Source organism: Lacticigenium naphthae DSM 19658 (assembly GCF_000425865.1).
Classification (GTDB): domain Bacteria; phylum Bacillota; class Bacilli; order Lactobacillales; family Carnobacteriaceae_A; genus Lacticigenium; species Lacticigenium naphthae.
Window position 1 is genome coordinate 261,589 of record NZ_AUEG01000002.1, and the last position, 24,520, is coordinate 286,108.

Sequence of the window (24,520 nt, forward strand, 5' to 3'; positions counted from 1 at the left end):
AAAGCAGTTAGATCTTCGATGGCTGACCAGATTCAACTTTCCCTCCAGGAAATTCCCACATTAATGGCAGGCTTTTATTTTCTGAACGCTGGGCACATAAGACTTTATCCTGATCCAGAATGATTGCTCCAACAACGAGTATATGTTTTTTCATGAGTATACCCCTGATCCAAACATGGAATAAATAAAAACGACTAGAAGGATGAACTTCTAGTCGTTTTGTCAATCAGTATTGGCTATAATTTTTTAAAAAATCTTACAAAGCATCTTCAGGTTCGACATAATCATAACCTAAGTCTTCAGCAACTGCTTTATTGGTCACTTTTCCGCCTAATACATTTGCTCCAGATGAGATACCTTCATTATTATGAAGAGCATCTTTCAAACTGCTGGAAGCAATTTGAATAGCATAAGGAACAGTTGCATTGGAAAGTGCCTGAGTAGCTGTACGTGGAGCTGCTCCAGGAATGTTTGCTACTGCATAATGAATCACATCATGAACCACAGTGATTGGATTATCATGAGTTGTTGGTTCTGAAATGGTTGCAAAGTTTCCGCCTTGATCAATTGCAACATCGACAACAACAGAACCAGGTTCCATAGATTTGATCATCTCTTCGGTTACTAGAGTTGGAGCCTTTTTACCGGGAATCAATACTGATCCAATAACGATATCAGATTCTTTAACTGCATCAGCAATATTATAAGCATTGGACATTAAGGTTTGGACGTTACCTTCGAATAAATTATCCAACTCTTTTAGGCGAGTAGGATTTAAATCTAAGATATTTACTTGAGCGCCTAAACCTAAAGCCATTTTAGCTGCAGCAGTACCTACGACGCCGCCTCCGATAATGGTTACTTTTCCTTTGCGTACGCCAGGCACACTTGAAAGAATAATTCCTTTTCCGCCTTGGTGTGCTTCTAAATAATGCGCACCGATTTGTGTTGCCATTTTACCTGCGACAATACTCATTGGAGCAAGTAAAGGTAACGCACCATCTGCTTCGATCGTTTCATAAGCGATTGCTTTAATTTTACTTTCTACTAAAGCTTTTGTTAATTCGGGTTCATTAGCCAAATGTAAATAGGTAAAGAGAATTAAATCTTCTCTAAAGAAAGGGTATTCAGATTTTTGTGGTTCTTTAACTTTAATGATCATATCTGACTTTTCCCAAACTTCTTTGGCAGTATTCAAAATAGAAGCTCCGGCTTTTTCATATTCCGTATCTTTGTAATTACTTCCTAATCCTGCGCCCAGTTCCATGTAAACTTCGTGACCAGCACGAATAATATCTGAAACTCCAGCAGGTGTTAGTCCTACACGATTTTCATTGTTTTTTATTTCTTTTGGTACGCCGATAATCATTGAATCATCCCCTTAAGTTTTTGTGGTAAAGTCTTTTAACTATCTTATTATACCGCAAAAAAGACTTATTTAAAAACAAACAGCATATGTGATGGTTTTCACTTAGTGTTTATATAGTGATTTCTACTAAATTTCCTTCGGTATCTTTTACGACACTCTCATAGTAACCGTCACCAGTCCACCTTGGTTCGCCAACGATTTCAACTTGGTCAGCTCTCAACTTTTCTGTCAATGAATTGACGGTTTCTTCACTGCCTACACTCATAGCTAAGTGAGCCCAGCCCAATTTTTCCTGTGTGTTTTTTTCTGTTATAGATACCTTATTCATTATTTCTAAACGAACTTCACTTTCTGGAAAAGAAAGAAAATAACTAGTAAATCCTTTGGTCTTATTCTCGTATCTATCTCCTGAGCGGGCAGCGAAATATTTTTCATAAAATTCTTTGCTTTTTTCTATATCCGTTACCCATAAAGCTAAATGTGCGATTTTCATGGAATTCCTTCTTTCATTATTTTTTTAACTATAAGTAGAAATAAAAGATTCAACTATAGCCTTGTACCGTTTTTTATCAGACACATAACTTTCTGCATGTTTAGCTTCAGGAAATAAATGTAATTCCTTTGATGAAGGATTTGCGGCATACAATTTTTTAGACATATGAACAGGAACAAAACTATCCTCTTCCCCGTGAATAAATAAAGTAGGTAATTTATTTTTCTTGATTTGCTTCAATGGAGCTGCTTCTCGAAAAAAATAGCCTGAACGAATTTTGGTCAACGCACTAGTCAAAGGAATAATAGGGAAAGCTGGTAAATGATACAGTGTTTTCAGCTGATGAGCCATTTCTTCCGACAATGAACTGTATCCGCAATCTTCAATAATGAATTTGACTTGAGGAGGAAGTTTTTCTCCACTCACATTTAAAACGGTAGCAGCGCCCATACTTAGACCGTATAATGCAAGCTGACTTTCTTCGCCAAATCGATTCAGTAAATAAGAGATCCAGCGTATATAGTCCAAACGCTCATGCCAACCAAAACCAATATAATTTCCTTCACTCAGACCATGTCCTCTAGCATCAGGAACTAACACACCGTAGCCTAAATCGTGGAATAGTTTGACAAAAGGAGCCATATCTTTAAAACTACTGGTGTATCCGTGTGCCACGATCATGTATCGGTTTGTTTCCTTCTTTGGGGGAACAAAAATACCCGATAAAGCTAATTGATCATACGACTGAATGGTGATGACTTCTCTTTCAACTTCTCGATACCAAATTTTTTCTTGTCTCCACGGGTCATTTTCATAAATGTTTTCCATCTCCATAGACTCGATAAAATCTTTTTCTCCCAGTCCGACAGCCTGACTGTAAAAATAATGAGCTGCGTATGATAAACTTCCAGCCACGAGCACTCCCCCGGTAAAGAGCCCTTTTTTTAAATGGGTATTCATTCCTGCTCCGCCTACCTTTCTATAGACTAAGGATACTCTATATAGGTTTACTATTTCAAACAATGTTTATTATGAAGTATACTAGAGAAAAGAAAGGAGGCGGTACTAATGAAAGAAATACTACTGGTCAATGATCTGCCGATAGAAGTTGAATTTACCATGTTTGAAATCGAATCCCTATTTGTGCCTTTATTAAAGAGATTAGAAAAAATGCACCTGGAAACAGATAAGAGAGTGATTTGCATCTTAGCAGCCCCTCCTGGTTCTGGCAAAACAACAACGAGTCTATTTTTAGAACGGTTATCCAAAAGCGTCCTGTCCACTGCGACATTTCAATCCGTATCTCTAGACGGGTTTCATTATCCTCAAAACTATTTAGTCGATCACTGCATAGAAAGTAATGGAAAAAAAATAAAGTTAGCGGCAATCAAAGGTGCTCCGGAAACATTTAATACAAAAGAACTAGTGAATAAAATGGAATCATTGAAGACAGGAGAAGTTGATTGGCCCATATACAATCGCAGATTACACGATGTCGGTACTGAAGGTGTGAAAATTACGGGCGACATCGTGTTGATCGAAGGAAATTGGTTGTTATTAGATGAAGAACCATGGGGAAAAATCAAACAACTGAGCCATTACTCTGTGCGCATCCATGCGAAAAAAGAACAATTAAAAGAAAGATTGATTGAAAGGAAAATAAAAGGGGGTTCTGCTCGAGAAGAGGCTGAGGAGTTCTATTATCAGAGTGATCAAAAAAATATAGAACGTGTGGAAACTCATTCTCTACGGGCAGATGAGCAGTGGATGCTAGATGAAAAAGGGCACCTTCAACGTCTGACTCAATAAGTTGAGCAAAAGTTTAACGAAAATACGGTAACTATTGGTATGATAAGAGAAAAGAAAATAGGAGAGGAAGGTAGAGATGGAAGGCATTCGTACATTTATTGATAGTTATCCGACCATGATCTATATAATCAGTTTCATAATATTAGCCATTATTCTTTATATTATTCGTCAATTTCTATTGAATCGTCTATACCCTCGGCTAAAAGAAAGTGAGCACTGGTATTTGACCCGTAAAATAAGTCGGTGGCTCAATGGATTTGTTTTATTTCTCTTATTTTTAGCTTTGTTTGGTAATAGACTATCTGGTTTTTCAACTGCTATCGGGTTAGCCGGTGCGGGGATCACCTATGCTCTGAGGGAAGTGATCGTTAGTTTTGCTGGCTGGTTTGCCATTCTTTTTGGTGACTTTTTTAGCACAGGAGATCGTGTTCTACTGGGCGGGATCAAAGGCGATGTCATTGATATTGGTGTATTGCGCACAACCCTGATGGAGATGGGCGAATGGGTAGAGGGAGATCAATATACTGGCAGAATAGTACGCGTTGCCAATAGCTACATTTTTACTTCGCCGGTATACAATTATACTGCGAATTTTGAGTTTCTGTGGGATGAAATACATATACCCATTCGGTTTAGTAGCGATGTGATTTTGTCGAGAGCCATACTATTGCAAGTAGCTGATGATGTGCTAGGTAAAAACCATCCGAAAACAGAAGCAGCATGGGCCAATATGAGAAGAAAATATCGTGTAGAGGAGACATCATTAAAACCTTCTGTATTCATCTCTTTTGACGATAACTGGATAGAACTCAGTTTACGTTATGTAGTAGATTTTAGAGAAAGAAGAATTGTAAGAGATCTTTTGTTCACAGAAATTTTAAAACGATTTAAAGATGAAGGGAAAAAGATTGAATTGGCTTCTGAAACAGTCGAAATCATACACGAAATCCCTCCGATCAATCAAGAAAAATAAATTTCGATACTAGTAAAAAGGATGAATGATATGATCAAGTATATAGGTGTATATGAAGACAATAGGATCGAAGTAGGCGAAGAGATCGATGAAGTGAATTTGAATAAGTTTGATTGGTATTGGGTGGACTTTAACAATCCAACTGCAAGTGAATTTCAATTACTTGCTTCTAAATTTAACTTCCATCCATTAGCTATAGAAGATTGCGGGATCTTGTTACAAAGACCCAAACTTGATTACTATGATGGCTATGATTTTTACGTAACCCACACGGTTAGAGAAACCGATAGGGAGATAATAAAAGACGAATTAGACTTTTTTGTATCGACAGACTTCATTGTGACGTTTCATTTTGAAGAATTAAAAGAAATAACACAGGTCCAAAGAAGATTGACCACACAAGCAAAAGTAGAAGAATGGGATCCTTATTATGTCTTTTATCAAGTATTAGATAAATTAGTTGATGGCTACTTTCCATTAGTCTATACGATCGAACAGAATTTGGATGAAATCGATGACAATAGTGGGGAAAAATCGATGGATACTTTGATGGATGAATTGTTCGATGCACGGAAAATGTTGATGCATATTCGGCAAACAATTAATCCTATGCGAGATCTACTGTATCGAATGTTGAATTCTCAACATTTAGATGGGATCCGTAACCGACGGGAATATTTTTCAGATATTTATGATCACTTGTTAAAAGTATCTGAATTAGTCAGTTCAAACCGGGAAATTACGACAGATATTCGAAATAGTTACCTATCTACGACTTCCCATCAGTCGAATGAAGTGATGAAAGTTCTTACAGTCATCACAACGATATTCACACCACTCACTTTGTTGACTGGGATTTACGGAATGAACTTTAGTTATATACCGGAACTCTATCATCCTTATGGGTATTTTATTTTATTGGGAGTGATGGCAATCATATCTGCTCTTTTATTCGCTTGGTTCAAGAAAAAAGGGTGGCTTGACTAGATAGCTGAGTAAAAGGCGAGGAGGATGGGCACCTATGATAGAAAAATGGAATTTAAAATTTCAAGAAAAGAAAATATGGGTCACTTTGGGAGGCTTTGTCTTTTTTTCTTTCTCCTTAGCTATAGTGGTCATCTCGTTTGATATGCGGATGATTCCTTTAGTGGATTCAATGCCTAGCTGGGCATTAACTAGTGTTGAGTTGGCAAAAGAAATATTGAGTCTATTGGCTGGGTCTTTATTTTCAGTAGCAACGTTTACTTTTGCAACTATGTTAACAATCATCACTTTGTATACCTCCAATTTCAGTCCACGGGCGGTTGAAAATTTTCTCTTGAATAAAACATCGATGCAGACTTTAGGTGTTTTTTTAGGCGGATTTATTTATTGTTTAGCTTCTCTCTTCTTTATGCGAAGCTCAGAAGATGAATACCTAGTTATCTCTGCCACGATAGCTTTGTTTTATGCGCTAGCTTCGGTTATTTACTTTATACGATTTGTATATAATAGTTCAAATTTTGTACAACTAGATAAATTGATCAATAGTTTGTATGAAGAAGCAGACCAAGTATTTGATAAGCATGTGGAAGTATTTGAAAAAATGCAAACACTCAAGCATTTACCAGAGTTTGATACAGTTTATCAATACACGTTAACGGCTGAAAAAAGTTCTTATGTGGAATATATTCAACTCGATTCTTTGACTAAAACGGCTGAGGATTTTAAAGGGATTCTCGAATTGAGTATTCGTGTAGGTCTATTTGTTTCTCATAATCAGCCAGTAGCAACTTTTTATTCGAATAGAAGAGTAGAAGATGAAGAAGAATTACGTAGACGCATCAATAATGCATTCTCTTACGAAAGAGAAAAATCGACAATGTATGATCCAAATTTTGCGCGATCTAAATTAACAGAAGTGGCTTTGCGGGCAGTTTCGCCAGGAATCAATGATCCGAATACAGCGATTCATATTTTGCATTATAAATCATTGCTAGAGGCAAAATTGGCAACTTTACCAGGGAAATATACTATCTCTGGAGAAGTAGATGAAGAAAAAGAGTTAGATGATACACTAAGATATCTGGGATGCGTATTTTATCGCTATAATGATTTTGCGGAAGATCTGCATGAAGGATACTGGCAACTTGTTTTTTATATGCAAAAAGATATATCCGGAGTGAATGCATTGTTCGATGCGCTAGCAACGATTGCTTACTCTGCACATCCAGATAATGTCGGATACATTAAAGAGTACAATGATTATTTGTATAATATGACAAGCGACAATTTCCAACAGCCTTTTGATCAGCAAATAATCGAGAGAAGTTATGAGACAATTAAAAAAATCGTTCTGTCAGTTTCCAAAGAAGAAAAGGAGAAAGCATTACAAGAAAAAGAAGAACCCACCGATGAGCAAGAAAAAGAACATACAAAGAGCAAAGGATAAGCCTGTGGCTCATCCTTTGCTTATGCAAGAATAAAATAGGCGAAGGTTACTTGAAGTCCTCCTATTGAGCGGTAATGCCACCATCGACTATGAATTCTGAACCAGTAGAATAACTGGATTCGTCGGAAGCAAGGAACAAGACTAAATTCGTGACTTCTTCTGGCTTAGCTATTCTCCGCATAGGAATAAATTTAGCGAATTCTTCTATAGCAGCTTTGGAGTCTCCTTGGCTGATCATAGGGGTTTCAATTACACCTGGATGAACAGAGTTGGCACGAATGCCTAGCTGAGTAAGATTTAAAGCGGCAGCTTTTGTCAAACCACGAACGGCAAATTTTGTATCTGTGTAGCCGAACGCTCCACCAACTAAACCATTGATTGAAGAAATATTGATAATGGATCCGATTTTAGCTTTTTCCATAGAAGGAACTACATACTTGATACCAAGAAATACGGATAGTTGATTAATTTTCACTATATTCATATAATCATCTTCACTTAAGTCAAATAATGATTTATTCATAGAAATCCCAGCATTGTTTACTAAAATGGACACAGGACCAAAATGTTTTTCGGTTTCTTCAATGACATTCTTCCATTCTTCGCTTTTGGTAACGTCATGAGAAATGAAATGAGCATTTTCTCCGAGTGTTTCGGCTAACGCATTCCCTTCTTTTTCCAAAATGTCTGTAAGTACGACCTTAGCTCCCTCATCAATAAAACGACGTGCATGAGTAGCCCCCATTCCTCTTGCTGCACCGGTAATGATAGCTACTTTCCCACTTAAACGATTCATACTATTCTCTCCTTTCAATATGTATACGCTTACTATAGCATGTTTAAATAGAATAGTCCTAGATATATGTATAATTATTTCTTTTTTATGTTATTTCAGAGTTTTTATATTATAAATATACATTTTTCGTTATAATACAATGAAATAATAAGTAAATACCTATACAAGTTGATTGCCTTTTATTTTTCTCAAGCTTAATTTTAAAAATTGTACTAAATCAAGGGAGGAATTGGAATGAAGAAACGGTTTTGGATATGGGGCGGTTTTATTGTTCTTCTTTTTTTAATTGGATGTACAAGATCAGGAAATGATTCTGTAGAACAAGTTTCTGACTTGGATATAGAATCAAGGGAATTTCAGGAAGAAAGTAATCAAAATCCAGCAGGAAATGAAGATGTATCTGACGATTTGATGGGTGAAAAAGTTTCTACCAGTATTTATTTAACGTATGAGACAAAGCAATACGTTGAATCAATAGAGTATCTGAAAGAAGCAATCCGTTCTCATAAAGGCGAAATCGAATCATCTGTAGAATCAACCCCGAAAGCACAAGTAGAAGATTGGGAAACAGAGTGGGATAGAGAGCAAAAAATTGGAGAATTCATTGTGCGTATTCCCGTTAATGAAACTGACCCTTTTTTAGCATCTTTGGAAGAGAATGTGGGGATCAAATCACATGAAGAAATGAGAAGCGTTGATCAAACCCAACAATATACGGACTTGACAACCCGACTGGAAACTCTTGAAAATACACAAGTTCGTTTGGAAGAACTTTTAGAACAAGCAGAAACTGTTGAAGATATTCTTTCTATTGAGCAAGCGTTGATCGACATCATCACCGAAAAAGAAATAGTGCAAAGGCAGATAGATGGGATCGATCAAAAAGTTGACTTTACAACAGTCTATATTACAATTTTAGAAGAATCCAGACCGAGCAACCGTAATGGGGAAACCGGTTTTTGGTCGCGAGTAAAGGAAGCTTTACTTGATTCACTTTATGCTTTTTATTATTGGATACAAGATGCAGCGATTTGGATCATATATGCTATACCTTACATCCTGTTTCTTAGTTTGGGAGGATGGCTATTAATAAAAATAGGAAAACGGTTAAAAGCTAAGAAGAAATAGAGACTGCATAAACAAAAAAGAAGAAACGAGATTTTTCTCGTTTCTTCTTTTTTGTTTTATAACTTTTTATCAGTTAAGGGCTGAGAGACTCGTTTCTTTTGAGAAAAAACGGGTTGTTTTTTCTTTACTGCGGGTTCACCCAACTGAATACGGCGTTTTGTTTGAAAATAAGCAATAAGCAATGGAATGGTAGCACCGATCCAAGCTAACGGATTAGCCAAGGCGGCACCTGCAAATCCAAAGAATTGACTTAAGATAACTGCACCAAACACACGGGAAGCTAATTCCATGATCCCAGCAATAGTAGGAGCAAAACTATTGCCTAAACCCTGAAGAGTATGTCTGAAAATGAATACAAAGGATAAGAAAATATACATAGGTGCATGGATAAGAAAATATTGTTGTGCCATATCAAGGGCTTGGACATCATTCGCATCAATAAAGACTCCCGCTAATGGACGTCCAGCAACGAACAATAGAAGGCCGATAAGGATACTATATATAATGACCATCTTTAATGCAGCTCGAACACCATCCCAAATTCGGTCCATCTTCCGCGCACCAAAGTTTTGGGCAGCGTATGTGGACATAGTGATTCCGAAGCTTTGAAGCGGCATAGTTAATAATTGATTGATTTTTGAAGCAGCAGTATAAGCTGCAACTGCGGTGGAACCTAACTGATTCAAGGTTACTTGGACCGCAACTGCTCCAACAGCTATGATAGAATATTGAAATCCATAAGGTAAACCAATCCGAAGATGTTCTTTATATTCTGACCATTCTAAAGTCCAATCGTCTTTGTAAATCCGTAACATGGGAACTTTTTTCCCGATATATATCAAACAGAGGAGGGAGGCAATAAATTGAGAGATGACAGTTGCGAAACCTGCACCAGCCACACCCATATTGAATCCCAATATGAAAACATAATCCAGTATAATGTTTAAAATGGAAGTAACGATCAAGAAATATAGAGGTGTTTTACTATCTCCGATTGCTCTAAGAATATTTGATAATAAATTGAAGAACAGAGTAGCTCCTACTCCGGCAAAAATAACTACAATGTATTGATAAGCTTGATCGATGATTTCAGGAGGAGTCTGCATGACCACCAGAATTTGTTTTGCAAAAGTCACAGCGAAAATGGTTAAGAGGATCCCGATGACAAAGGAAATGACTACACTCACACCTAAACTTTTCCTTAAGGATCGTTCATCTTTTTTTCCAAAACGTTGCGCTGTAATAACCGATAAACCAGCTGTTAAACCAATTGCCAAGCCTATAATAAGAAACATGATACTTCCAGTGGACCCCACTGCTGCCAATGCATCCATCCCTAATGTTCGACTAACAATAAACGTATCAGCCATACTATAAAATTGTTGAAAAATATTACCTAATAAAAGTGGATAAGTAAACAATAAAATCAGTCGCGCAGGACTGCCTTTTGTCATATCCTTTCCCATATATTCACCCCGTCAAATTTAAATACTTACTAAAGAAAAGAAACGCTTCTAAATTAGTATAGTCATTTTATAGAATAATACAAGTGTTTTTTAGTGAAACGAAAAAATTAGAAGTGGTTTAGAAAACTAGATAAATAGTAAAGAAAGCGTTATACTTCAGTTAAGAGATAAAAAAAGGAGAATGTTTATGACCACTTGGATTACAGATTCAATCAAGGAAAAAAGTTTAGAGGAATTGAAGAAGTTAATTGCTATTCCATCGGTTAACCGTACGGAGGGCGTCCAATCCCACCCGCCTTTTGGTAAAGATATCGACGCTGCATTGAAGCAGACCCTTGAACTGTGTGAATCTTTAGGAATGAAAACCTACTATGATCCAGAAGGTTTTTATGGTTACGCTGATTATGGTGAAGGATCTGAAACAGTCGGAGTATTATGTCATCTAGATGTAGTTTCACCCGGAGATAAATCTTTATGGAATTCCGAACCCTTCACTGCAACGATTATTGATGAAGTAGTTTACGGAAGAGGAACGCAAGACGATAAAGGCCCTACTATCGCTGCATTGTACGCTTTTAAAGCTGTTGTAGATTCCGGGAAAACATTTAACCGAAAAATCCGCTTCATATTTGGTACGGATGAAGAAATTTTGTGGCGCTGTATGGATCACTATCATAAACATGAAGAAACTCCAGACTTTGGTTTTGTTCCAGATAGTACCTTCCCGCTTACTTATGCAGAAAAAGAATTATTGCAACTACAACTTGTCGGCCCAGGCAGTGACAAAATTGCTCTTGAACTAGGTGAAGCACCGAATGTAGTTCCGGGCAAAGCTATATACGATAAAGAAGATTCCGAAGAAGTTGCACACATTTTAGAAGAAAAAGGAATCAAATTTGAAAAATCCGGTGATACTATTACAGTATTAGGAAAATCTGTTCATGCAAAAGATTCAAATTCCGGTATCAATGCAATCAATCAGTTAGCTAAAGCGCTGAATGAAGTATACGCACATCCCGTATTTTCTTTCTTAGCTGAAAAAGTTGGCGATGAAGGAAACGGAAGAGCCATCTTTGGTAAAGTAGAGGATGATGTTACCGGTGAATTAACTTTTAATGTCGGAAAGCTAAAGATTAATAAAAATGAATCTGTTCTGGATATCGATATGAGAATTCCAGTAAAATACAGTAAAGAAGATTTAGTTCCCAAACTCGAAAAAATCGCTAATGAGTACGGGCTCGAATACAAAGAGTTTGATTGGTTACCTTCCTTATATGTACCAAAAGATAGTTCTTTGGTTCAAACATTATTAAATATTTACCGTGACAAAACAGGAGATGAAAGAGAGCCATTTGTTAGTGGAGGAGCAACATATGCTCGTCAAATGGAAAACTTTGTAGCTTTTGGTGCACATTTCCCTGAATCACCTTCTCTAGAACACCAAGAAAATGAAGGCATTAAGCTAGAAGATTTTTATAAAGCAATGGATATCTATGCCGAAACAATCAATAAATTCTGTTGTGAAGAGTAACAAATGGATAAGCAAAAAAGAAGCTGAGACTGCTGTCTTAGCTTCTTTTTATTTCATAAATTTTCTTTCTCAAACATGTTCTAAAAAATAGACCCAATATCCACTTCACGATGCTATAGCTCGATTCGGATCTAAACGTTTTTTATCTCACTCAATTTAGTGGCAAAATAATCTGTTAATTCTTGATCTGATTTAACTGGATAGTGAAATTCATAGTGATAGTCTTCATGGCCCATGCCCATTAAAACAATGAAATCGCCTGCTCTTGCATCTCCAACTGCTTTTTCAAAAGCAGTTGTTCGATCCATATCGATAACGATGGGCTCAGTATAAAAGAAAGAGTCAACAATATCGGCAGTTTCTTTTCGAAGATGATCTGTAGGTACGTCGTGTAAATCATCTGTGGTGAGATACACTTTCTTGCTCCAAGAGAGTGCATTCTCTAACATATATCGGCGTTTTACTTTGTCACGTTTGCCTGTAAAACCGAATATGCTGAATATATTGTTATCTGCTGCCAAGCTGGAAACAGTTTGCAGACAATAATCTATTGCTTCAGCGGTATGTGCATAATCTATAATGACTCGAACATTATTGGGTAGCATGTATTGTTCGAAACGACCAGGCACACCCTCAAAGTCTTTTAAATAGGCATCCACAGAGTTAAGGGGCACGCCTAATTGTTGAACAGTTGCGATAGCCATGGAAAGATTTTCAATATTATACTTTCCTGGTAATGGAGAGAGGATTTTAATGGGTATATCATTTTCAATTAGTGTGAATTCCTCTTCAGAAGGACTAGGTGAAAGAACTACCAAGTCACTTTTTGGATTGGATCCGACTCGAATCGTTTCTTTGTCTTCTTGGGCTAAATTTCGTAACAATTTCCTTCCCCAAAGATCATCCCCATTAATAATACTGATTCCCGTAGCTCGTAATTGAGAAAATAATAGAGATTTAGCCTGGAAATAACTTTCCATCGTTCCATGGTAATCAAGATGATCTTTTTGAAGATTGGTAAACAAAGCAAAATCAAAAGGAACGTTATGCATTCTGTTTTGAACTAAACCATGTGAAGAAACCTCCATTAAAATCACGTCATCGTTAGATCGATTAAATAAATTATACAGTATACTCGTGCTGGGTGTGGTATTGGAAGAGGCTAAGAATACACCATTTATTTCATACCCGATCGTCCCGATCACACCAACTGTATACCCGTGTTTTTTTAATAAGTGCTTTATAAAATAGGTCGTCGTCGTTTTTCCATTCGTTCCCGTAACACCAATGATTTTTTTGTTTTTGAAGGGGTTTTGATAAAATCTATATAATAGCTCCCCTAGAATTTGTCTGCTCTCGTTCACGCGTAAATAAGGGACAGCTAAATCGCTCAGTTCATTTTCACCAATGATCAAGCTTGCGCCTCTATTGATACTGTCTTGTATAAATGCATGACCATCCAAATCATTTCCCGTAATCGCAACGAAAATATTTCCTGGAAGGACATGACTGGAATTTTCAGTAATGCCGGTTATTTCAGTAGCTAGATCAACAGTATCCAAATCTAGCGATAATGTTTCAACCAATTCTGACAACTTCATATTATTATCCTTTCTGGTGGTACTAATGATATAATTAAAGACATACTTATAAATAATAACATATCTTTGAGTAGATAATAAAGACTAAATAATAATATTTGGAACTAATGGTCCTATTTTCCCTCTAATTAATTGATTTTGTATGTCCGGAATTTCTTTCAGGACATTAAAGGCACATCATTGAAAGGGGTAAGATTTAAAAATGAAATTAAGCATATTAGTAGATGCAATCATCCCTTTAGAAGTATTAGGAAATGAAGATTATTCAATAGAAATAGAAAAGATAGCCTATCATTCGAAAGATGTGACCCCGCAAACCCTATTTGTCTGTATTAAAGGATTTGAAACGGACGGACATGATTATGCGATCCAAGCAGTGGCCAAGGGAGCCGATTGTCTCATCGTTGAAAAATTCATACCAGACGCGGACGTTCTCCAAATCAAAGTTGGAGATACACGGTATGCTTTAGCAGCGTTAGGGGATGAATTTTATCATCATCCCTCAAAAGATTTGAATGTTTTTGGAATTACTGCAACCAATGGGAAGACATCCACGTCATTCATGGTCAATGCTATTTTAGAAGAAGCCGGCTTTACTACCGGTCTTGTAGGAACAGTCATGGTGAAATACGGAGACAGGGTAGTTCCAAGTATTCTAACTACCCCCGAATCATTGGACCTGCACCGGTTTCTTGCAGATATGCGTGATCAGGGGATAACACATGTAACAATGGAAGTATCCTCTTTTGCATTAGAATTAAACCGTGTGGGTAAGGTAGACTTTAACTATGTGGCTTTAAATAATATCAGTAGAGAACATATCGATTTGCACGGATCGTTTGAGGAATACTATAATGCAAAAGCGAGTTTGATTCGAACAGCGAACAAAAATGAATGGGCAGTTCTCAATCTCGATGATGAGCATTCTGCTTCTTTAGTAAATGAAACAGAAGCGCAGGTGCTCACGTATGGAATCAAAACAGATAGCGGAGATCTTTATTGTAAAGACATTGATTTATCAACAGGTCGCGGAACATTCACCGTCGTTATCCAAAAGCCGATCCATTTAAACGAAAAGATCATTGAACCAACCGAATTTAAAATAGCCCTTTCTGTGCCAGGGTATCATTCTGTCTACAATGCCATGGTAGCCATCTCTTTTGCCCTGTTAAACGATATTTCGATTTCAACGATCCAACGAGGCATTCAGCAATTTAAAGGAGTAGAACGACGATTCCAATTTATTCATGAAGGTGATTTCATGATTGTAGATGATCATTTTGCAAATCCTGGGAACATTAATGTCTCCCTTGAAACGTTAACAAAAATGAAATTTAAGGATCTTCAACTTGTCTATGCGATCAGAGGGAGCAGAGGGGTGACGACCAATAGAGAAAACGCAGAAACACTCGTAAAATGGTTGCCAGATTTGGGTGTTAAAAGAGTCATCGCAACAACGAGTGAACCGTATGTTGCTAAGAAGGACAAAGTATTGCCCGAAGAATTGAAAGTTTTTCAAGAAGTCATGCAAGAAGCAAATGTGGAAGTGGATCTGTATCCTGAACTGGAAGAAGCGTTACAAGTCGGATTAGAGAGAGTTGGACCTGGCGATGTTTTATTGATGGCAGGTAGCCAAGGAATGGATTTCGGAGGAAAAATCGTACTAAATCAACTGGTGTCTAAACGCCCAGACTTAGATGCAGAAAAAATTCTCGCCCCCCTAAAAGACAGAGTTGCAGGCATAGAAGAACTATAAACTAACAAAAATAAAGAAGAGGAACGGGGAGATCCCTGTTCCTCTTCTTTATTTTGCTAATCAGTAAAAGCTAGGTTTACCATTGATTTTGAGAATACTTTTTATAATAATTCACTTGACGCAAAAAGAGGAAAAGGGTCCTTTTGAGGTTTTTATCTGGCTTATAAAATAGTGGATTCCCCCATTTACCTTCTTTTAATAGCTCGTTCACTTCATTTCGGATTTCAACATTTTGAACAAACTTTTTCAGCACTATTTTAGGTACGACCGTAAATAAAAAATCGGCTTTAAGATAATGCAATTCTTTCTCTTTGTGATATAAAACGTCATCTACGATCATCTTAGCCATGTTTTTTCCACACTGAGTCGTGTAGTAACTTGATCGCCCTTGACGAAGATTAACTTCAAACACTTTGTATTTTCCATCTCGTTCATCAAATTTTATATCAAAATTAGCAAAACCAGTATAACCTAACGTTTTCAGGAAATTAGCTAACTTATCCATCAAGGGACGATCGTGACGGACAATCAAAGCTGTGTAATTCCCTATAGCCGTTATTGTGTGTTCTTGTAAAACGACTTGTGCGAGGGTGATCAGCTGAGGCACACCGTTAGTGTTCGCATAAAAAACAGAATCCCACATAAAGGTATCATCACCGGGTATAAAGTCTTGAATGATCAGTTCGTCTGTATACCCACTATTTTTTATTTTAGAGATGATTTCATTGATTTCTTCATAACTATTTACTTTGTATACTTTTTCCATTCCTTCAAAAGGATTATGGTAATAAGCAATTCCATTACTGGGCTTGATGATGACAGGAAATGTGACTTCTTCCGTAAAGAAGTCATCATTTTGAGAAGAGTAAAAGTAAGTTTTGGGTGTAGGGATCCCATGTTGTGCACACAGTTTGTAAAAGTTTTTTTTATAGTAGATTTGTTCCATCAATTCTTTTTTGACGACATTGAAGAGGTAATAAGGGCGTAGCTTCTCTTGATTTTCGACGAGCATCTTTACATAGAAATCGTTGGTCCCAATCAAAATCAAATGATCGGTCTCGTGATGATATTTTTTTGCGATGTCAATTAAAAGGTCGACAAATACTGTTGGGTCATGAAAGTTTTCATCTAAATATTCTTCTCTTTTTAAAGTGCTAAAGCGAGTGAATTGTAAAGTAGACTTCCCAACAAGTATTGATTTTTTATTATATTCTTCGTGAAAAGAAGCCGCCATTGTATAAGCGTTCATGTCTGTACCAATAATGACAGGTATAAATTTTTTCTCTGCCAATTCAAAAACTCCTTCAAGTAATTTCAATACTGTTTTTTCGTTACGTAACTCTCATTGTACTATTTAAAATTTAATACTGCAAAAAATATTTTTATTGACAAACTATGTTTACAAGCGTAAACTTTGATTAACGATTACAAATGTAAACGAAAATGAGAAGAAGGTGTAAAAGTATGAAGGAAGTAGTTCGGCAAATCAGTGATGCAGAATGGCAAGTCATGCGAGTAGTATGGACGCAAAAACAAACGACGAGTAAAGAAGTTGGAGAGATATTAAATGATCAGATGAGTTGGAAACCCGCAACGACAAAGACACTGATTGGGAGATTGGTTAAAAAAGGGTTGTTGAAAACGCAGGCTGAAGGAAATCATTATCTTTATTCAGCTACCGTGTCGGAAGAAGCGAGTATACAAGAAGCGATGACGAATGTACTCGACCAAATTTGTTCGACCAAGAATGGGGAAGCTATTGCACAGATGATTGAGAAGGCTACACTGAGTCAAAAAGATATAAAAAAATTGATAAAAATGTTGCATGAAAAAGAAGAGACAGCCCCCGAACAAGTAAAATGCAATTGTTTACCAGGGCAATGTCAATGCAGTGCAGTACGAGAGGGGAGGAATGCTGAATGATGAAAGAAACATGGGAAGTTGAAGGCATGACCTGCGCATCGTGTGCTCAGACTGTAGAAAAAACTGCGCAGAAGGTACCGGGGATCCAAGTGGCTAATGTGAATTTAGCTACGGAAAAAATAACGGTGGAGTATGACAAGGATAGTTTTAAAGTAGAAAATTTACAAAAGATGGTAGAAGATGCTGGGTATAAAGTCTTACCAAAACAGGAAAATAGCATTCAAACTTTTTCTATAGAGGGGATGACCTGTGCATCGTGCGCTCAAACAGTTGAAAAAACTACACAAGGCTTACAAGGAATGAATACAGCAAGCGTAAATTTAGCAACTGAAAAAATGACGGTTTCTTATGACCCTCTCTCTTTGGCTCCTTTTGATATCGTGGAAGCTGTTAAAAATTCTGGATACGAAGCCATTTTAGAAACAGATGACCAGATCCAATCGGCGAATAAGGAAAAAGCTGCTAAAAAAGAAGAAGCAGCCAAAAAATTATGGAGGAATTTTTGGGTTTCAAGCCTGTTTACGCTACCGTTATTAATTATATCAATGGGGCATATGGTTGGAATGCCACTCCCGGATAGTGTAACTCCACATATGAATCCGCTAAACTTTGCTTTATTGCAACTGGCATTGACCGTCCCGGTAATGTGGTTGGGAAGAAATTATTTTCTGAAAGGATTTAAAACACTGTTCAAAGGTCATCCGAATATGAACTCTCTTATTGGTTTAGGAACCACGGCAGCTTTCGTTTACAGTTTAGTTGCCACTGTGAGTATCGCAAATGGGAATACGGAGATGACAACGAATTTATATTTTGAAACATCTGCTGTGATCTTAACCTTGCACACTTTAGGAAAATATTTAGAGGAACGGTCAAAAGGACGTATGTCTGAAGCAATTCAAAAGTTAATGAATTTAGCTCCAAAAATGGCCCGTGTTGTCAGGAATGATGAAGAAAGAGAAATACCTGTGGAACAAGTTGCTTCCGGGGACGTATTACGTGTACGCCCTGGAGAGAAACTTCCTGTCGATGGAGTAGTTATTTCAGGACACACGGCGATAGATGAATCCATGCTGACGGGGGAAAGTATTCCGGTTGAAAAAACAACTGGGAAAAATGTGATTGGTGCAAGTTTAAACAAAAACGGGACAATTGATTACCGCGCAACACGTGTCGGTAAAGATACAACTCTTTCGCAGATCATTCAGTTAGTAGAGGAAGCTCAAGGGTCCAAAGCCCCGATTGCCAAACTTGCAGATATCATAACTGGCTATTTTGTGCCTATCGTTATGGTACTTGCCGTATTGGCTGGAGGAGTCTGGTTACTTGCAGGTGAAACGGGCGTATTTGCCCTAACGATCACTATTTCTGTTTTGGTCATTGCTTGCCCATGTGCCCTAGGTCTTGCTACTCCAACTGCAATTATGGTCGGTACGGGTAAAGGTGCCGAGCAAGGCGTACTCATTAAAAGTGGGGAAGCATTAGAAACAGCCCATGCGATCGATACAATCGTTTTTGATAAAACAGGAACGTTAACCGAAGGAAAACCTGTGGTCACAGACATTGTCACGGCAGATAGTTATTCTAGGAACGCGCTCCTACAATTTGCAGCTGCAGCAGAAAAAGGATCAGAACATCCTTTAGGAGAAGCTATCGTACTCAAAGCGAAAGAAGAGGGGTTACATTTACCCAAAGCAACGGGGTTTGAGGCAATTCCTGGTCACGGAATCAAAGTGATTTTAGAGGGGAAAGACTTTTATTTTGGAAATCGAAAATTAATGGTTGATAAAGGAATCGGCTTGGCAGATTTAGAGGTGACTTCTGATCAGTTGGCAGATGAAGGAAAAACGCCGATGTATTTAGCCGTCGATGGGAAAATTGAAGGAATCATTGCTGTAGCGGATACTTTAAAGAAAAATAGTCGTTTAGCAATCAAAGAATTGCAAAGTCGTGGGATCGAAGTGGTAATGATCACAGGCGATAATAAAAGAACAGCAGAAGCGATTGCACGTCAGGCTGGTATTAAACGTGTTCTTAGTGAAGTGCTGCCTGAAGATAAAGCAAATGAAGTTGTCCATTTGCAGTCTGAAAATAAAAAGGTCGCTATGGTCGGAGATGGTATCAATGATGCTCCGGCACTCGCTCAAGCAGATATTGGCTTAGCTATAGGTTCAGGGACAGATGTCGCGGTAGAATCAGCAGATATTGTCTTGATGCGTAGTGATATAATAGAAGTGATCACAGCAATTGATTTAAGTCATGCAACGATGCGAAATATCAAGCAAAATCTATTTTGGGCTTTTGCATATAATGTGGTCGGGATTCCAGTTGCGATGGGCGTCTTGCATGTATTTGGAGGACCGTTGTTGAGTCCCATGTTTGCAGCTGCTGCAATGAGCTTTAGTTCAGTATCCGTTTTATTAAATGCTTTGCGTTTAAAAAACTTTGCACCAACAGTTGAAATCAAATAAATTATCAAAAGGAGAGCGAGTATGAAAAAATTAGTCAAAATAGAAAATATGAAATGTGAAGGATGCGCAAAAACAGTAACAAATAAGTTTAGCGAAGTCGACGGAGTTAGTCGTGTGATCATTGATTTAAAAGAAAAAGTAGCTCATGTAGAAACAGCAACAGAACTGACGAAACAACAGTTAAACGCGACGTTAGCTGATACGAAATTTGAAGTAACGGCAATTACTGAAGAAAAATAAAAGCGTAAAAAGAAGACCTTCTCAGCCTGGTACAGGTTAAGAAGGTCTTTTTATTTTTGATAAGATTCAATCGGAGAAGAAATAGATTCGCCGACAGTTTCAGAATAGGTCGCTGCTATTTCGTTTAAAAATGAATCATATAGAGTATTAAAATGAGTATAATTATCCATATTTGCATTGTGAGCAGCATTTTTCACTACAGCTAAAGAGTAGTTTTCTTCTCTTGACCAATTACGGTTGATCCATTGAATACGCCAAACAAAATCCCGAGAGCCTTGAATAATTAATACGGGAATGTTTTTTTCAATAGTCAAAGGTTTGCGATAAGATAAAAATTCTGTATAGACGATACGCAACAAATTGGCAATTTCAACTTTAGAAAGTTCATGTAAAGATTTTTTTGTAATCAATTTTGCAGGTTGATGTTTAGCTGAAAAAAAAGAAACCAGGTGAACGATAAATCGATGAGAAAGATAGGGCACAAAGCGATGCATATTTTCGAATGCCCATTTTTCAATTGTCCAATAATAGTTGTGTCCTAAGGGGTGGGAACCGCTAAACACTATAGAAGCAACTTTTTCTGGGAAATGATGCGCATAGTATTGCAGTAGATAACCCCCCATAGATTCGCCAATAAAATGAGCAGCAGGGATATTTTCTATACGCAATAAGTGGTTCATAAGGAGAGCCATTTCTTGATAATTAAAGACAGAATAGTCTTTTGAGCGACCGTGTTTTGGTAAATCAAGTGCAATCACCGTAAATTTTTTATTGAAGTGGTCTATTTGACCCTTGAAAATATGATGATTTAAACAAACTCCATGCAAAAAAACAAGTGTTTCTGGACCCCGTCCAGTCTTCCAATAATGGAGCACCCCATTTTTTGTGTGTAATATTTTATGGGTCATACTGTTCACCTATATTCTATATTCTATATTCTATTTTCTTAGTGCAAGTTTATCACGAAAGGGTGGGTTTCCAAAGAATAGACAATTTCAGAATGAATAGAAGCCCTTGAAGAGAATTCTATATATAGTTGCTTCGATCAGTACCTCGTTTGATTGTTCGTAGAAAGAAAAAAGGCTGAGACGTTTGTCTCAGCCTTTTCTTATTCATTTTTAGTGTTCGATACTTATTTATTCAACGTCTGCTGTCCATTCAGAAACAACGTCTTCGTTTTCGTCAACCCAAGCTCTTGCTGCATCTTCAGGATCTTCGCCGTCTTTAATAGCTAACATAACGGATTCAATATCTGCTGAAGTCCATGAGAAGTTATCCAAAACTTGGTAAACATTTGGAAGGTCTTCTTCTAAGCCTTCGCGAACCATTGTGTTGATCGTTTCAGCATCACCGAAACTACCTTCAGCATCTTCTAGATATTTCAAGTCATAAGACTGGAACATCCAGTGTGGAGACCAACCGGTAACAATGATTTCTTCTTCGTTCTCGATTGCTTGAGAAAGTTGAGTAGTCATAGCACCAGATGAGGAAGTTTGAACAGACCAATCACTCAAGTTGTCATAGTCTTCTAATGCTTGCTCAGCAGCAGCGACAACACCTGCACCAGGTTCGATTCCGGCAATAGTTTGATCAGCTTGATCACTTAAGTCAGCGATAGAGTCAACATCCATATAGGCAGGAACAACTAAACCAATTTTTGCGCCCTCTAAGTTTGGTCCTAAATCTTGCATTTGATCGCCGTAGCTTTCAAGTTGTGAAGCATGTGTTCCGGGTAACCAAGCAGCGACCATTCCATCAGCTTCGCCGTTTGCTACAGCTTCCCACATAATTGCGTTATCGAGTTGAGTAAGTTTTACGTCATAACCTAAATCTTCTAAAACTGTTCCTACGACATTCGTAGAGGCAATTTCAGTATCCCAGGCTACAAAAGCCAATTCAACTTCTTGACCAGCACCTACAGATTCTTCTCCAGTATCATCAGTAGTATCTTCAGCTGGGGAACAAGCTGCTAAAAATAGAGCGGATGTTGCACCTGCTGTTAGTCCTATACGTTTCCATGTTGATTTTGTCAAAATAAATCTCTCCTTCTTTTTTTAAAAATTTTTAAACTAATTAATAAACAAATTCTTAACGGTTAAAGTTTTGCAAAATACGGTCCATAATAATTGCTAAGACTACAAGTGCAAGTCCAGAAACAAATCCAGAGCCTACTTGAGCACGTTGAAGTGAAGAAAGCACGTTTTCACCTAAACCAGGTGCTCCGATCATAGAAGCAATAACGACCATAGATAAAGCAAGCAATACTGTTTGGTTGATACCAGCCATAATCGTTGCTTTTGCAAGCGGTAATTCCACTTTAAACAATTTTTGGTTAGCAGTACTACCAAATGCATCAGCAGCTTCGACCATTTCTTCAGAGACTTGGCGAATACCTAAGTTTGTAAAACGAACAGTAGGGGGCAACGCAAAGATCACGGATGAAAATACGCCTGGTACTAAACCAATTCCAAAGAATGCAACTGCGGGAATCAAGTAAACGAACGCGGGCATGGTCTGCATGAAGTCAAGTACGGGTTTCAAAATAGCTTCTGCCCAATCACTCTTAGACATCCAAATTCCAACTGGAACACCAATGAGAATAGAGACTAAACTAGCGATGACGACTAAGGTGATCGTACTCATCAAAGGTTCCCATAGTCCTTGGTTTTGAATATACCAAAGTCCCACTACAGTAAAGGTAGTCAATCCGATTTTCTTCCCTGAAGAGAAGAATGCTAAGATTGCAATGAGTAAAATAAATACAATAGGGGGGATGACTAGGAGTAAGTCAGTCATTCCTTCCATCAACCATTCGCCACTTTCTTTTAATGCGTCAAAGATGAAAGATAGATTATCTGTTAGCCAATCTACTCCGTTTTCAATGGCCTCTGCGACGGGTACTTCTGGTATAAAATCTAATATACTATTATTCATTCGGTTCAGCCTCCTCTTGAGTATCTTTAGCTAAAGCACCAATAACAAGGCTTCTTACTATAATACCAAGTAATTTTCCATCTTCCACAACCGCAACCGGAGTTTGTGAGTCATGAATAACTTCAAATAACTCATTAACAAGAGTTGTTCTTTCAACGGTCGGAATATCTGTACGTAATATGCCTTCGAAATTTGTTTGGCCTTTTTTCACTGCTTTAGCCACATCTTCATCCGTTACATAGCCATAGAATTTTCTGTCAGAGTCAACGACCATCATACTGGATAAATCTTCTTTGGTCATGCGCTGTAATGCAACACGGGGACCATTTTTTTTGATATCTAAGAATGAAGGGCGAACCATAATGTTTTCTGCTGTTAAGACTTTTCCGCGGTCAACATCTTCTACGAAACGTTCAACGTAATCGTCTGCAGGATGTGTTAGGATTTCTTCTCCTGTGCCGATTTGAACGATTTCTCCACCTTTCATGATGGCGATGCGGTCTCCTAAACGAAGAGATTCATTTAAATCATGTGTAATAAAAATGATCGTCTTATTCAATTTTTTTTGCATTTCAATTAATTCATCTTGCATGTCGCGACGAATCAACGGGTCAAGTGCTGAGAAAGCTTCGTCCATCAACAATATTTCTGGATCATTTGCCAATGCACGTGCTAAACCTACACGTTGTTGCATCCCACCAGATAATTGATTGGGGAGCTGATCTTTATATGGGAGAAGACCAGCATTGTCCAAAGCTTGTTCAGCTTTTTTCTGACGGGTTTCTTTGTCCACGCCTTGAACTTCTAGACCATACTCTGTGTTTTCTAAAATCGTCCGATGAGGGAAAAGGCCAAAGTTCTGAAATACCATACTGATTTTTTCTCTTCGAACTTTCCGCAATTGTTCTTTATTCATTTTTGAAACATCTTCATCATCGATAAAAATATGTCCCTCTGTCGGTTCGATCAATCGGTTCAACATACGAACCAAAGTGGATTTCCCACTTCCTGATAGCCCCATGATTACGAATATTTCTCCTTCTTCAACTGAAAAACTTGCACGGTTTACACCGACTGTTGCACCAGTTTCTTTAAGGATTTCTTCTTTCGACTTACCTTCATTTACCATCTTAATTGCCTGGTCTTGTTTTTTACCAAAAATTTTAACCAAGTTTTCTACTCTTACTTTGGTCAAAGGAATCCCTCCATTTCTTTTTTTGTTTATATACAATAAAAGTCTAACGTAATTTGCCACTCGTTGGCAAGCACGACAACTAGCTTACCAAATTCCACCCCCGCATGTAAAATGAGCGCTCTGTACCAATGCATCATTAACGCTTACATGCTTTATTATAACACATTTCTAAGAATTTGATTAGAAAAAGAGATTTGATTCATATTCTGGTTTTTCTTCTTAAGAAGTAAGTAGAACGCACTATCGAATTGGTTTATAGTAGCAAATAAACTGTGTGGATCCCAATAAATAGCTAAAGTTTAAAAAAATTACTCGGAGGACTGGTTGAACAGATTAGAAAAGGGAACTAGAAAAAGAGAAATTCATCATCAAAATCTTGTTCATATTTAATGAAGAGTTCAGGT

Annotated in this window: 20 protein-coding genes and 1 pseudogene; 10 read left to right on the top strand and 11 right to left on the bottom strand. The window is 37.5% G+C overall.

Annotation, left to right across the window (positions count from 1 at the left end; all coding sequences use genetic code 11):
* Positions 1–7: 7 nt before the first annotated feature.
* From H626_RS10615 to H626_RS0104025, 4 genes are all read right to left on the bottom strand, one after another.
* Complete coding sequence (locus H626_RS10615; protein WP_035618561.1) at positions 8–154, bottom strand: NUDIX domain-containing protein; 147 nt, start codon at positions 152–154, stop codon at positions 8–10.
* A gap of 102 nt (positions 155–256) precedes the next feature.
* Positions 257–1,369: an alanine dehydrogenase gene (gene ald / locus H626_RS0104015; RefSeq protein ID WP_027108190.1), complete on the bottom strand. Its 1,113-nt coding sequence runs from the start codon at positions 1,367–1,369 to the stop codon at positions 257–259.
* 109 nt (positions 1,370–1,478) lie between these two features.
* Complete coding sequence (locus H626_RS0104020; protein WP_027108191.1) at positions 1,479–1,862, bottom strand: VOC family protein; 384 nt, start codon at positions 1,860–1,862, stop codon at positions 1,479–1,481.
* 24 nt (positions 1,863–1,886) lie between these two features.
* Positions 1,887–2,822, bottom strand: a complete 936-nt coding sequence (locus H626_RS0104025) for an alpha/beta hydrolase (protein WP_027108192.1) — start codon at positions 2,820–2,822, stop codon at positions 1,887–1,889.
* 108 nt (positions 2,823–2,930) lie between these two features.
* Between H626_RS0104025 and H626_RS0104030 the strand changes: the two genes are divergently transcribed.
* From H626_RS0104030 to H626_RS0104045, 4 genes are all read left to right on the top strand, one after another.
* Positions 2,931–3,671, top strand: a complete 741-nt coding sequence (locus H626_RS0104030; protein ID WP_027108193.1) for a nucleoside/nucleotide kinase family protein — start codon at positions 2,931–2,933, stop codon at positions 3,669–3,671.
* A gap of 76 nt (positions 3,672–3,747) precedes the next feature.
* On the top strand, positions 3,748–4,644 hold the full coding sequence (locus H626_RS0104035) for a mechanosensitive ion channel family protein (protein WP_027108194.1): 897 nt from the start codon (positions 3,748–3,750) through the stop codon (positions 4,642–4,644).
* Between the two features lie 30 nt (positions 4,645–4,674).
* Positions 4,675–5,631 (top strand): magnesium/cobalt transporter CorA, encoded by a 957-nt coding sequence (corA, locus tag H626_RS0104040; protein ID WP_027108195.1) that lies wholly within the window; start codon positions 4,675–4,677, stop codon positions 5,629–5,631.
* A 34-nt stretch (positions 5,632–5,665) separates the two neighbouring features.
* A complete protein-coding gene (locus H626_RS0104045; RefSeq protein WP_027108196.1) occupies positions 5,666–7,075 on the top strand; it encodes a DUF2254 domain-containing protein in 1,410 nt (469 codons plus the stop codon).
* Positions 7,076–7,136: 61 nt separating this feature from the next.
* On the opposite strand, the gene H626_RS0104050 is transcribed toward H626_RS0104045, so the two are convergent.
* Positions 7,137–7,871 carry a glucose 1-dehydrogenase gene (locus H626_RS0104050; RefSeq protein ID WP_027108197.1) on the bottom strand — a complete coding sequence of 245 codons (735 nt, stop codon included), beginning with the start codon at positions 7,869–7,871 and terminating at the stop codon, positions 7,137–7,139.
* Between the two features lie 234 nt (positions 7,872–8,105).
* On the opposite strand from H626_RS0104050, the gene H626_RS0104055 reads away from it, so the two are divergent.
* Positions 8,106–8,999, top strand: a complete 894-nt coding sequence (locus tag H626_RS0104055) for a DUF4349 domain-containing protein (RefSeq protein ID WP_027108198.1) — start codon at positions 8,106–8,108, stop codon at positions 8,997–8,999.
* Between the two features lie 56 nt (positions 9,000–9,055).
* Here the strand turns inward: H626_RS0104055 and H626_RS10620 are convergent, their stop codons facing one another.
* The gene (locus H626_RS10620) at positions 9,056–10,465 is read right to left on the bottom strand and encodes an MATE family efflux transporter (protein WP_051237792.1); all 1,410 of its coding nucleotides are present in this window, start codon (positions 10,463–10,465) and stop codon (positions 9,056–9,058) included.
* A 187-nt stretch (positions 10,466–10,652) separates the two neighbouring features.
* Here H626_RS10620 and H626_RS0104065 point away from each other — a divergent pair, with 187 nt between their 5' ends.
* Positions 10,653–11,996: a M20 family metallopeptidase gene (locus tag H626_RS0104065; RefSeq protein ID WP_027108199.1), complete on the top strand. Its 1,344-nt coding sequence runs from the start codon at positions 10,653–10,655 to the stop codon at positions 11,994–11,996.
* Between the two features lie 131 nt (positions 11,997–12,127).
* Here the strand turns inward: H626_RS0104065 and H626_RS0104070 are convergent, their stop codons facing one another.
* The gene (locus H626_RS0104070; protein ID WP_027108200.1) at positions 12,128–13,597 is read right to left on the bottom strand and encodes a UDP-N-acetylmuramoyl-L-alanyl-D-glutamate--2,6-diaminopimelate ligase; all 1,470 of its coding nucleotides are present in this window, start codon (positions 13,595–13,597) and stop codon (positions 12,128–12,130) included.
* A gap of 202 nt (positions 13,598–13,799) precedes the next feature.
* On the opposite strand from H626_RS0104070, the gene H626_RS0104075 reads away from it, so the two are divergent.
* Positions 13,800–15,353 carry a Mur ligase family protein gene (locus tag H626_RS0104075; protein WP_027108201.1) on the top strand — a complete coding sequence of 518 codons (1,554 nt, stop codon included), beginning with the start codon at positions 13,800–13,802 and terminating at the stop codon, positions 15,351–15,353.
* A gap of 76 nt (positions 15,354–15,429) precedes the next feature.
* On the opposite strand, the gene H626_RS0104080 is transcribed toward H626_RS0104075, so the two are convergent.
* Positions 15,430–16,644 carry a carboxylate--amine ligase gene (locus H626_RS0104080; RefSeq protein WP_027108202.1) on the bottom strand — a complete coding sequence of 405 codons (1,215 nt, stop codon included), beginning with the start codon at positions 16,642–16,644 and terminating at the stop codon, positions 15,430–15,432.
* 173 nt (positions 16,645–16,817) lie between these two features.
* On the opposite strand from H626_RS0104080, the gene H626_RS0104085 reads away from it, so the two are divergent.
* Genes H626_RS0104085 through H626_RS0104095 form a run of 3 tightly spaced genes read left to right on the top strand, consistent with a single transcriptional unit; the run spans position 16,818 to position 19,987 of the window.
* Complete coding sequence (locus tag H626_RS0104085; protein WP_027108203.1) at positions 16,818–17,276, top strand: CopY/TcrY family copper transport repressor; 459 nt, start codon at positions 16,818–16,820, stop codon at positions 17,274–17,276.
* Positions 17,273–19,747, top strand: coding sequence for a heavy metal translocating P-type ATPase (locus H626_RS0104090; RefSeq protein ID WP_027108204.1), 2,475 nt, complete (start codon positions 17,273–17,275; stop codon positions 19,745–19,747). Before H626_RS0104085 ends, H626_RS0104090 begins: the two co-directional genes overlap by 4 nt.
* A gap of 21 nt (positions 19,748–19,768) precedes the next feature.
* Positions 19,769–19,987, top strand: a complete 219-nt coding sequence (locus H626_RS0104095; RefSeq protein WP_027108205.1) for a heavy-metal-associated domain-containing protein — start codon at positions 19,769–19,771, stop codon at positions 19,985–19,987.
* A gap of 50 nt (positions 19,988–20,037) precedes the next feature.
* Here H626_RS0104095 and H626_RS0104100 read toward each other — a convergent pair whose 3' ends face one another.
* The 3 genes and pseudogenes from H626_RS0104100 to H626_RS0104115 form a co-directional block, all read right to left on the bottom strand.
* Complete coding sequence (locus H626_RS0104100) at positions 20,038–20,895, bottom strand: alpha/beta fold hydrolase (RefSeq protein ID WP_027108206.1); 858 nt, start codon at positions 20,893–20,895, stop codon at positions 20,038–20,040.
* Between the two features lie 228 nt (positions 20,896–21,123).
* A pseudogene (locus H626_RS11605) lies at positions 21,124–22,921 on the bottom strand (ABC transporter permease/substrate binding protein).
* A complete protein-coding gene (locus H626_RS0104115; RefSeq protein WP_027108209.1) occupies positions 22,914–24,116 on the bottom strand; it encodes a quaternary amine ABC transporter ATP-binding protein in 1,203 nt (400 codons plus the stop codon). Before H626_RS0104115 ends, H626_RS11605 begins: the two are co-directional and overlap by 8 nt.
* Positions 24,117–24,520 lie beyond the last annotated feature (404 nt).

What these genes read in the sequence shown, in the direction of transcription:
- H626_RS10615 (WP_035618561.1), bottom strand. Translation starts at nt 154, where the DNA reads ATGAAAAAACATATACTCGTTGTTGGAGCAATCATTCTGGATCAGGAT.
- ald (WP_027108190.1), bottom strand. Translation starts at nt 1,369, where the DNA reads ATGATTATCGGCGTACCAAAAGAAATAAAAAACAATGAAAATCGTGTA.
- H626_RS0104020 (WP_027108191.1), bottom strand. Translation starts at nt 1,862, where the DNA reads ATGAAAATCGCACATTTAGCTTTATGGGTAACGGATATAGAAAAAAGC.
- H626_RS0104025 (WP_027108192.1), bottom strand. Translation starts at nt 2,822, where the DNA reads ATGAATACCCATTTAAAAAAAGGGCTCTTTACCGGGGGAGTGCTCGTG.
- H626_RS0104030 (WP_027108193.1), top strand. Translation starts at nt 2,931, where the DNA reads ATGAAAGAAATACTACTGGTCAATGATCTGCCGATAGAAGTTGAATTT.
- H626_RS0104035 (WP_027108194.1), top strand. Translation starts at nt 3,748, where the DNA reads ATGGAAGGCATTCGTACATTTATTGATAGTTATCCGACCATGATCTAT.
- corA (WP_027108195.1), top strand. Translation starts at nt 4,675, where the DNA reads ATGATCAAGTATATAGGTGTATATGAAGACAATAGGATCGAAGTAGGC.
- H626_RS0104045 (WP_027108196.1), top strand. Translation starts at nt 5,666, where the DNA reads ATGATAGAAAAATGGAATTTAAAATTTCAAGAAAAGAAAATATGGGTC.
- H626_RS0104050 (WP_027108197.1), bottom strand. Translation starts at nt 7,871, where the DNA reads ATGAATCGTTTAAGTGGGAAAGTAGCTATCATTACCGGTGCAGCAAGA.
- H626_RS0104055 (WP_027108198.1), top strand. Translation starts at nt 8,106, where the DNA reads ATGAAGAAACGGTTTTGGATATGGGGCGGTTTTATTGTTCTTCTTTTT.
- H626_RS10620 (WP_051237792.1), bottom strand. Translation starts at nt 10,465, where the DNA reads ATGGGAAAGGATATGACAAAAGGCAGTCCTGCGCGACTGATTTTATTG.
- H626_RS0104065 (WP_027108199.1), top strand. Translation starts at nt 10,653, where the DNA reads ATGACCACTTGGATTACAGATTCAATCAAGGAAAAAAGTTTAGAGGAA.
- H626_RS0104070 (WP_027108200.1), bottom strand. Translation starts at nt 13,597, where the DNA reads ATGAAGTTGTCAGAATTGGTTGAAACATTATCGCTAGATTTGGATACT.
- H626_RS0104075 (WP_027108201.1), top strand. Translation starts at nt 13,800, where the DNA reads ATGAAATTAAGCATATTAGTAGATGCAATCATCCCTTTAGAAGTATTA.
- H626_RS0104085 (WP_027108203.1), top strand. Translation starts at nt 16,818, where the DNA reads ATGAAGGAAGTAGTTCGGCAAATCAGTGATGCAGAATGGCAAGTCATG.
- H626_RS0104090 (WP_027108204.1), top strand. Translation starts at nt 17,273, where the DNA reads ATGATGAAAGAAACATGGGAAGTTGAAGGCATGACCTGCGCATCGTGT.
- H626_RS0104095 (WP_027108205.1), top strand. Translation starts at nt 19,769, where the DNA reads ATGAAAAAATTAGTCAAAATAGAAAATATGAAATGTGAAGGATGCGCA.
- H626_RS0104100 (WP_027108206.1), bottom strand. Translation starts at nt 20,895, where the DNA reads ATGACCCATAAAATATTACACACAAAAAATGGGGTGCTCCATTATTGG.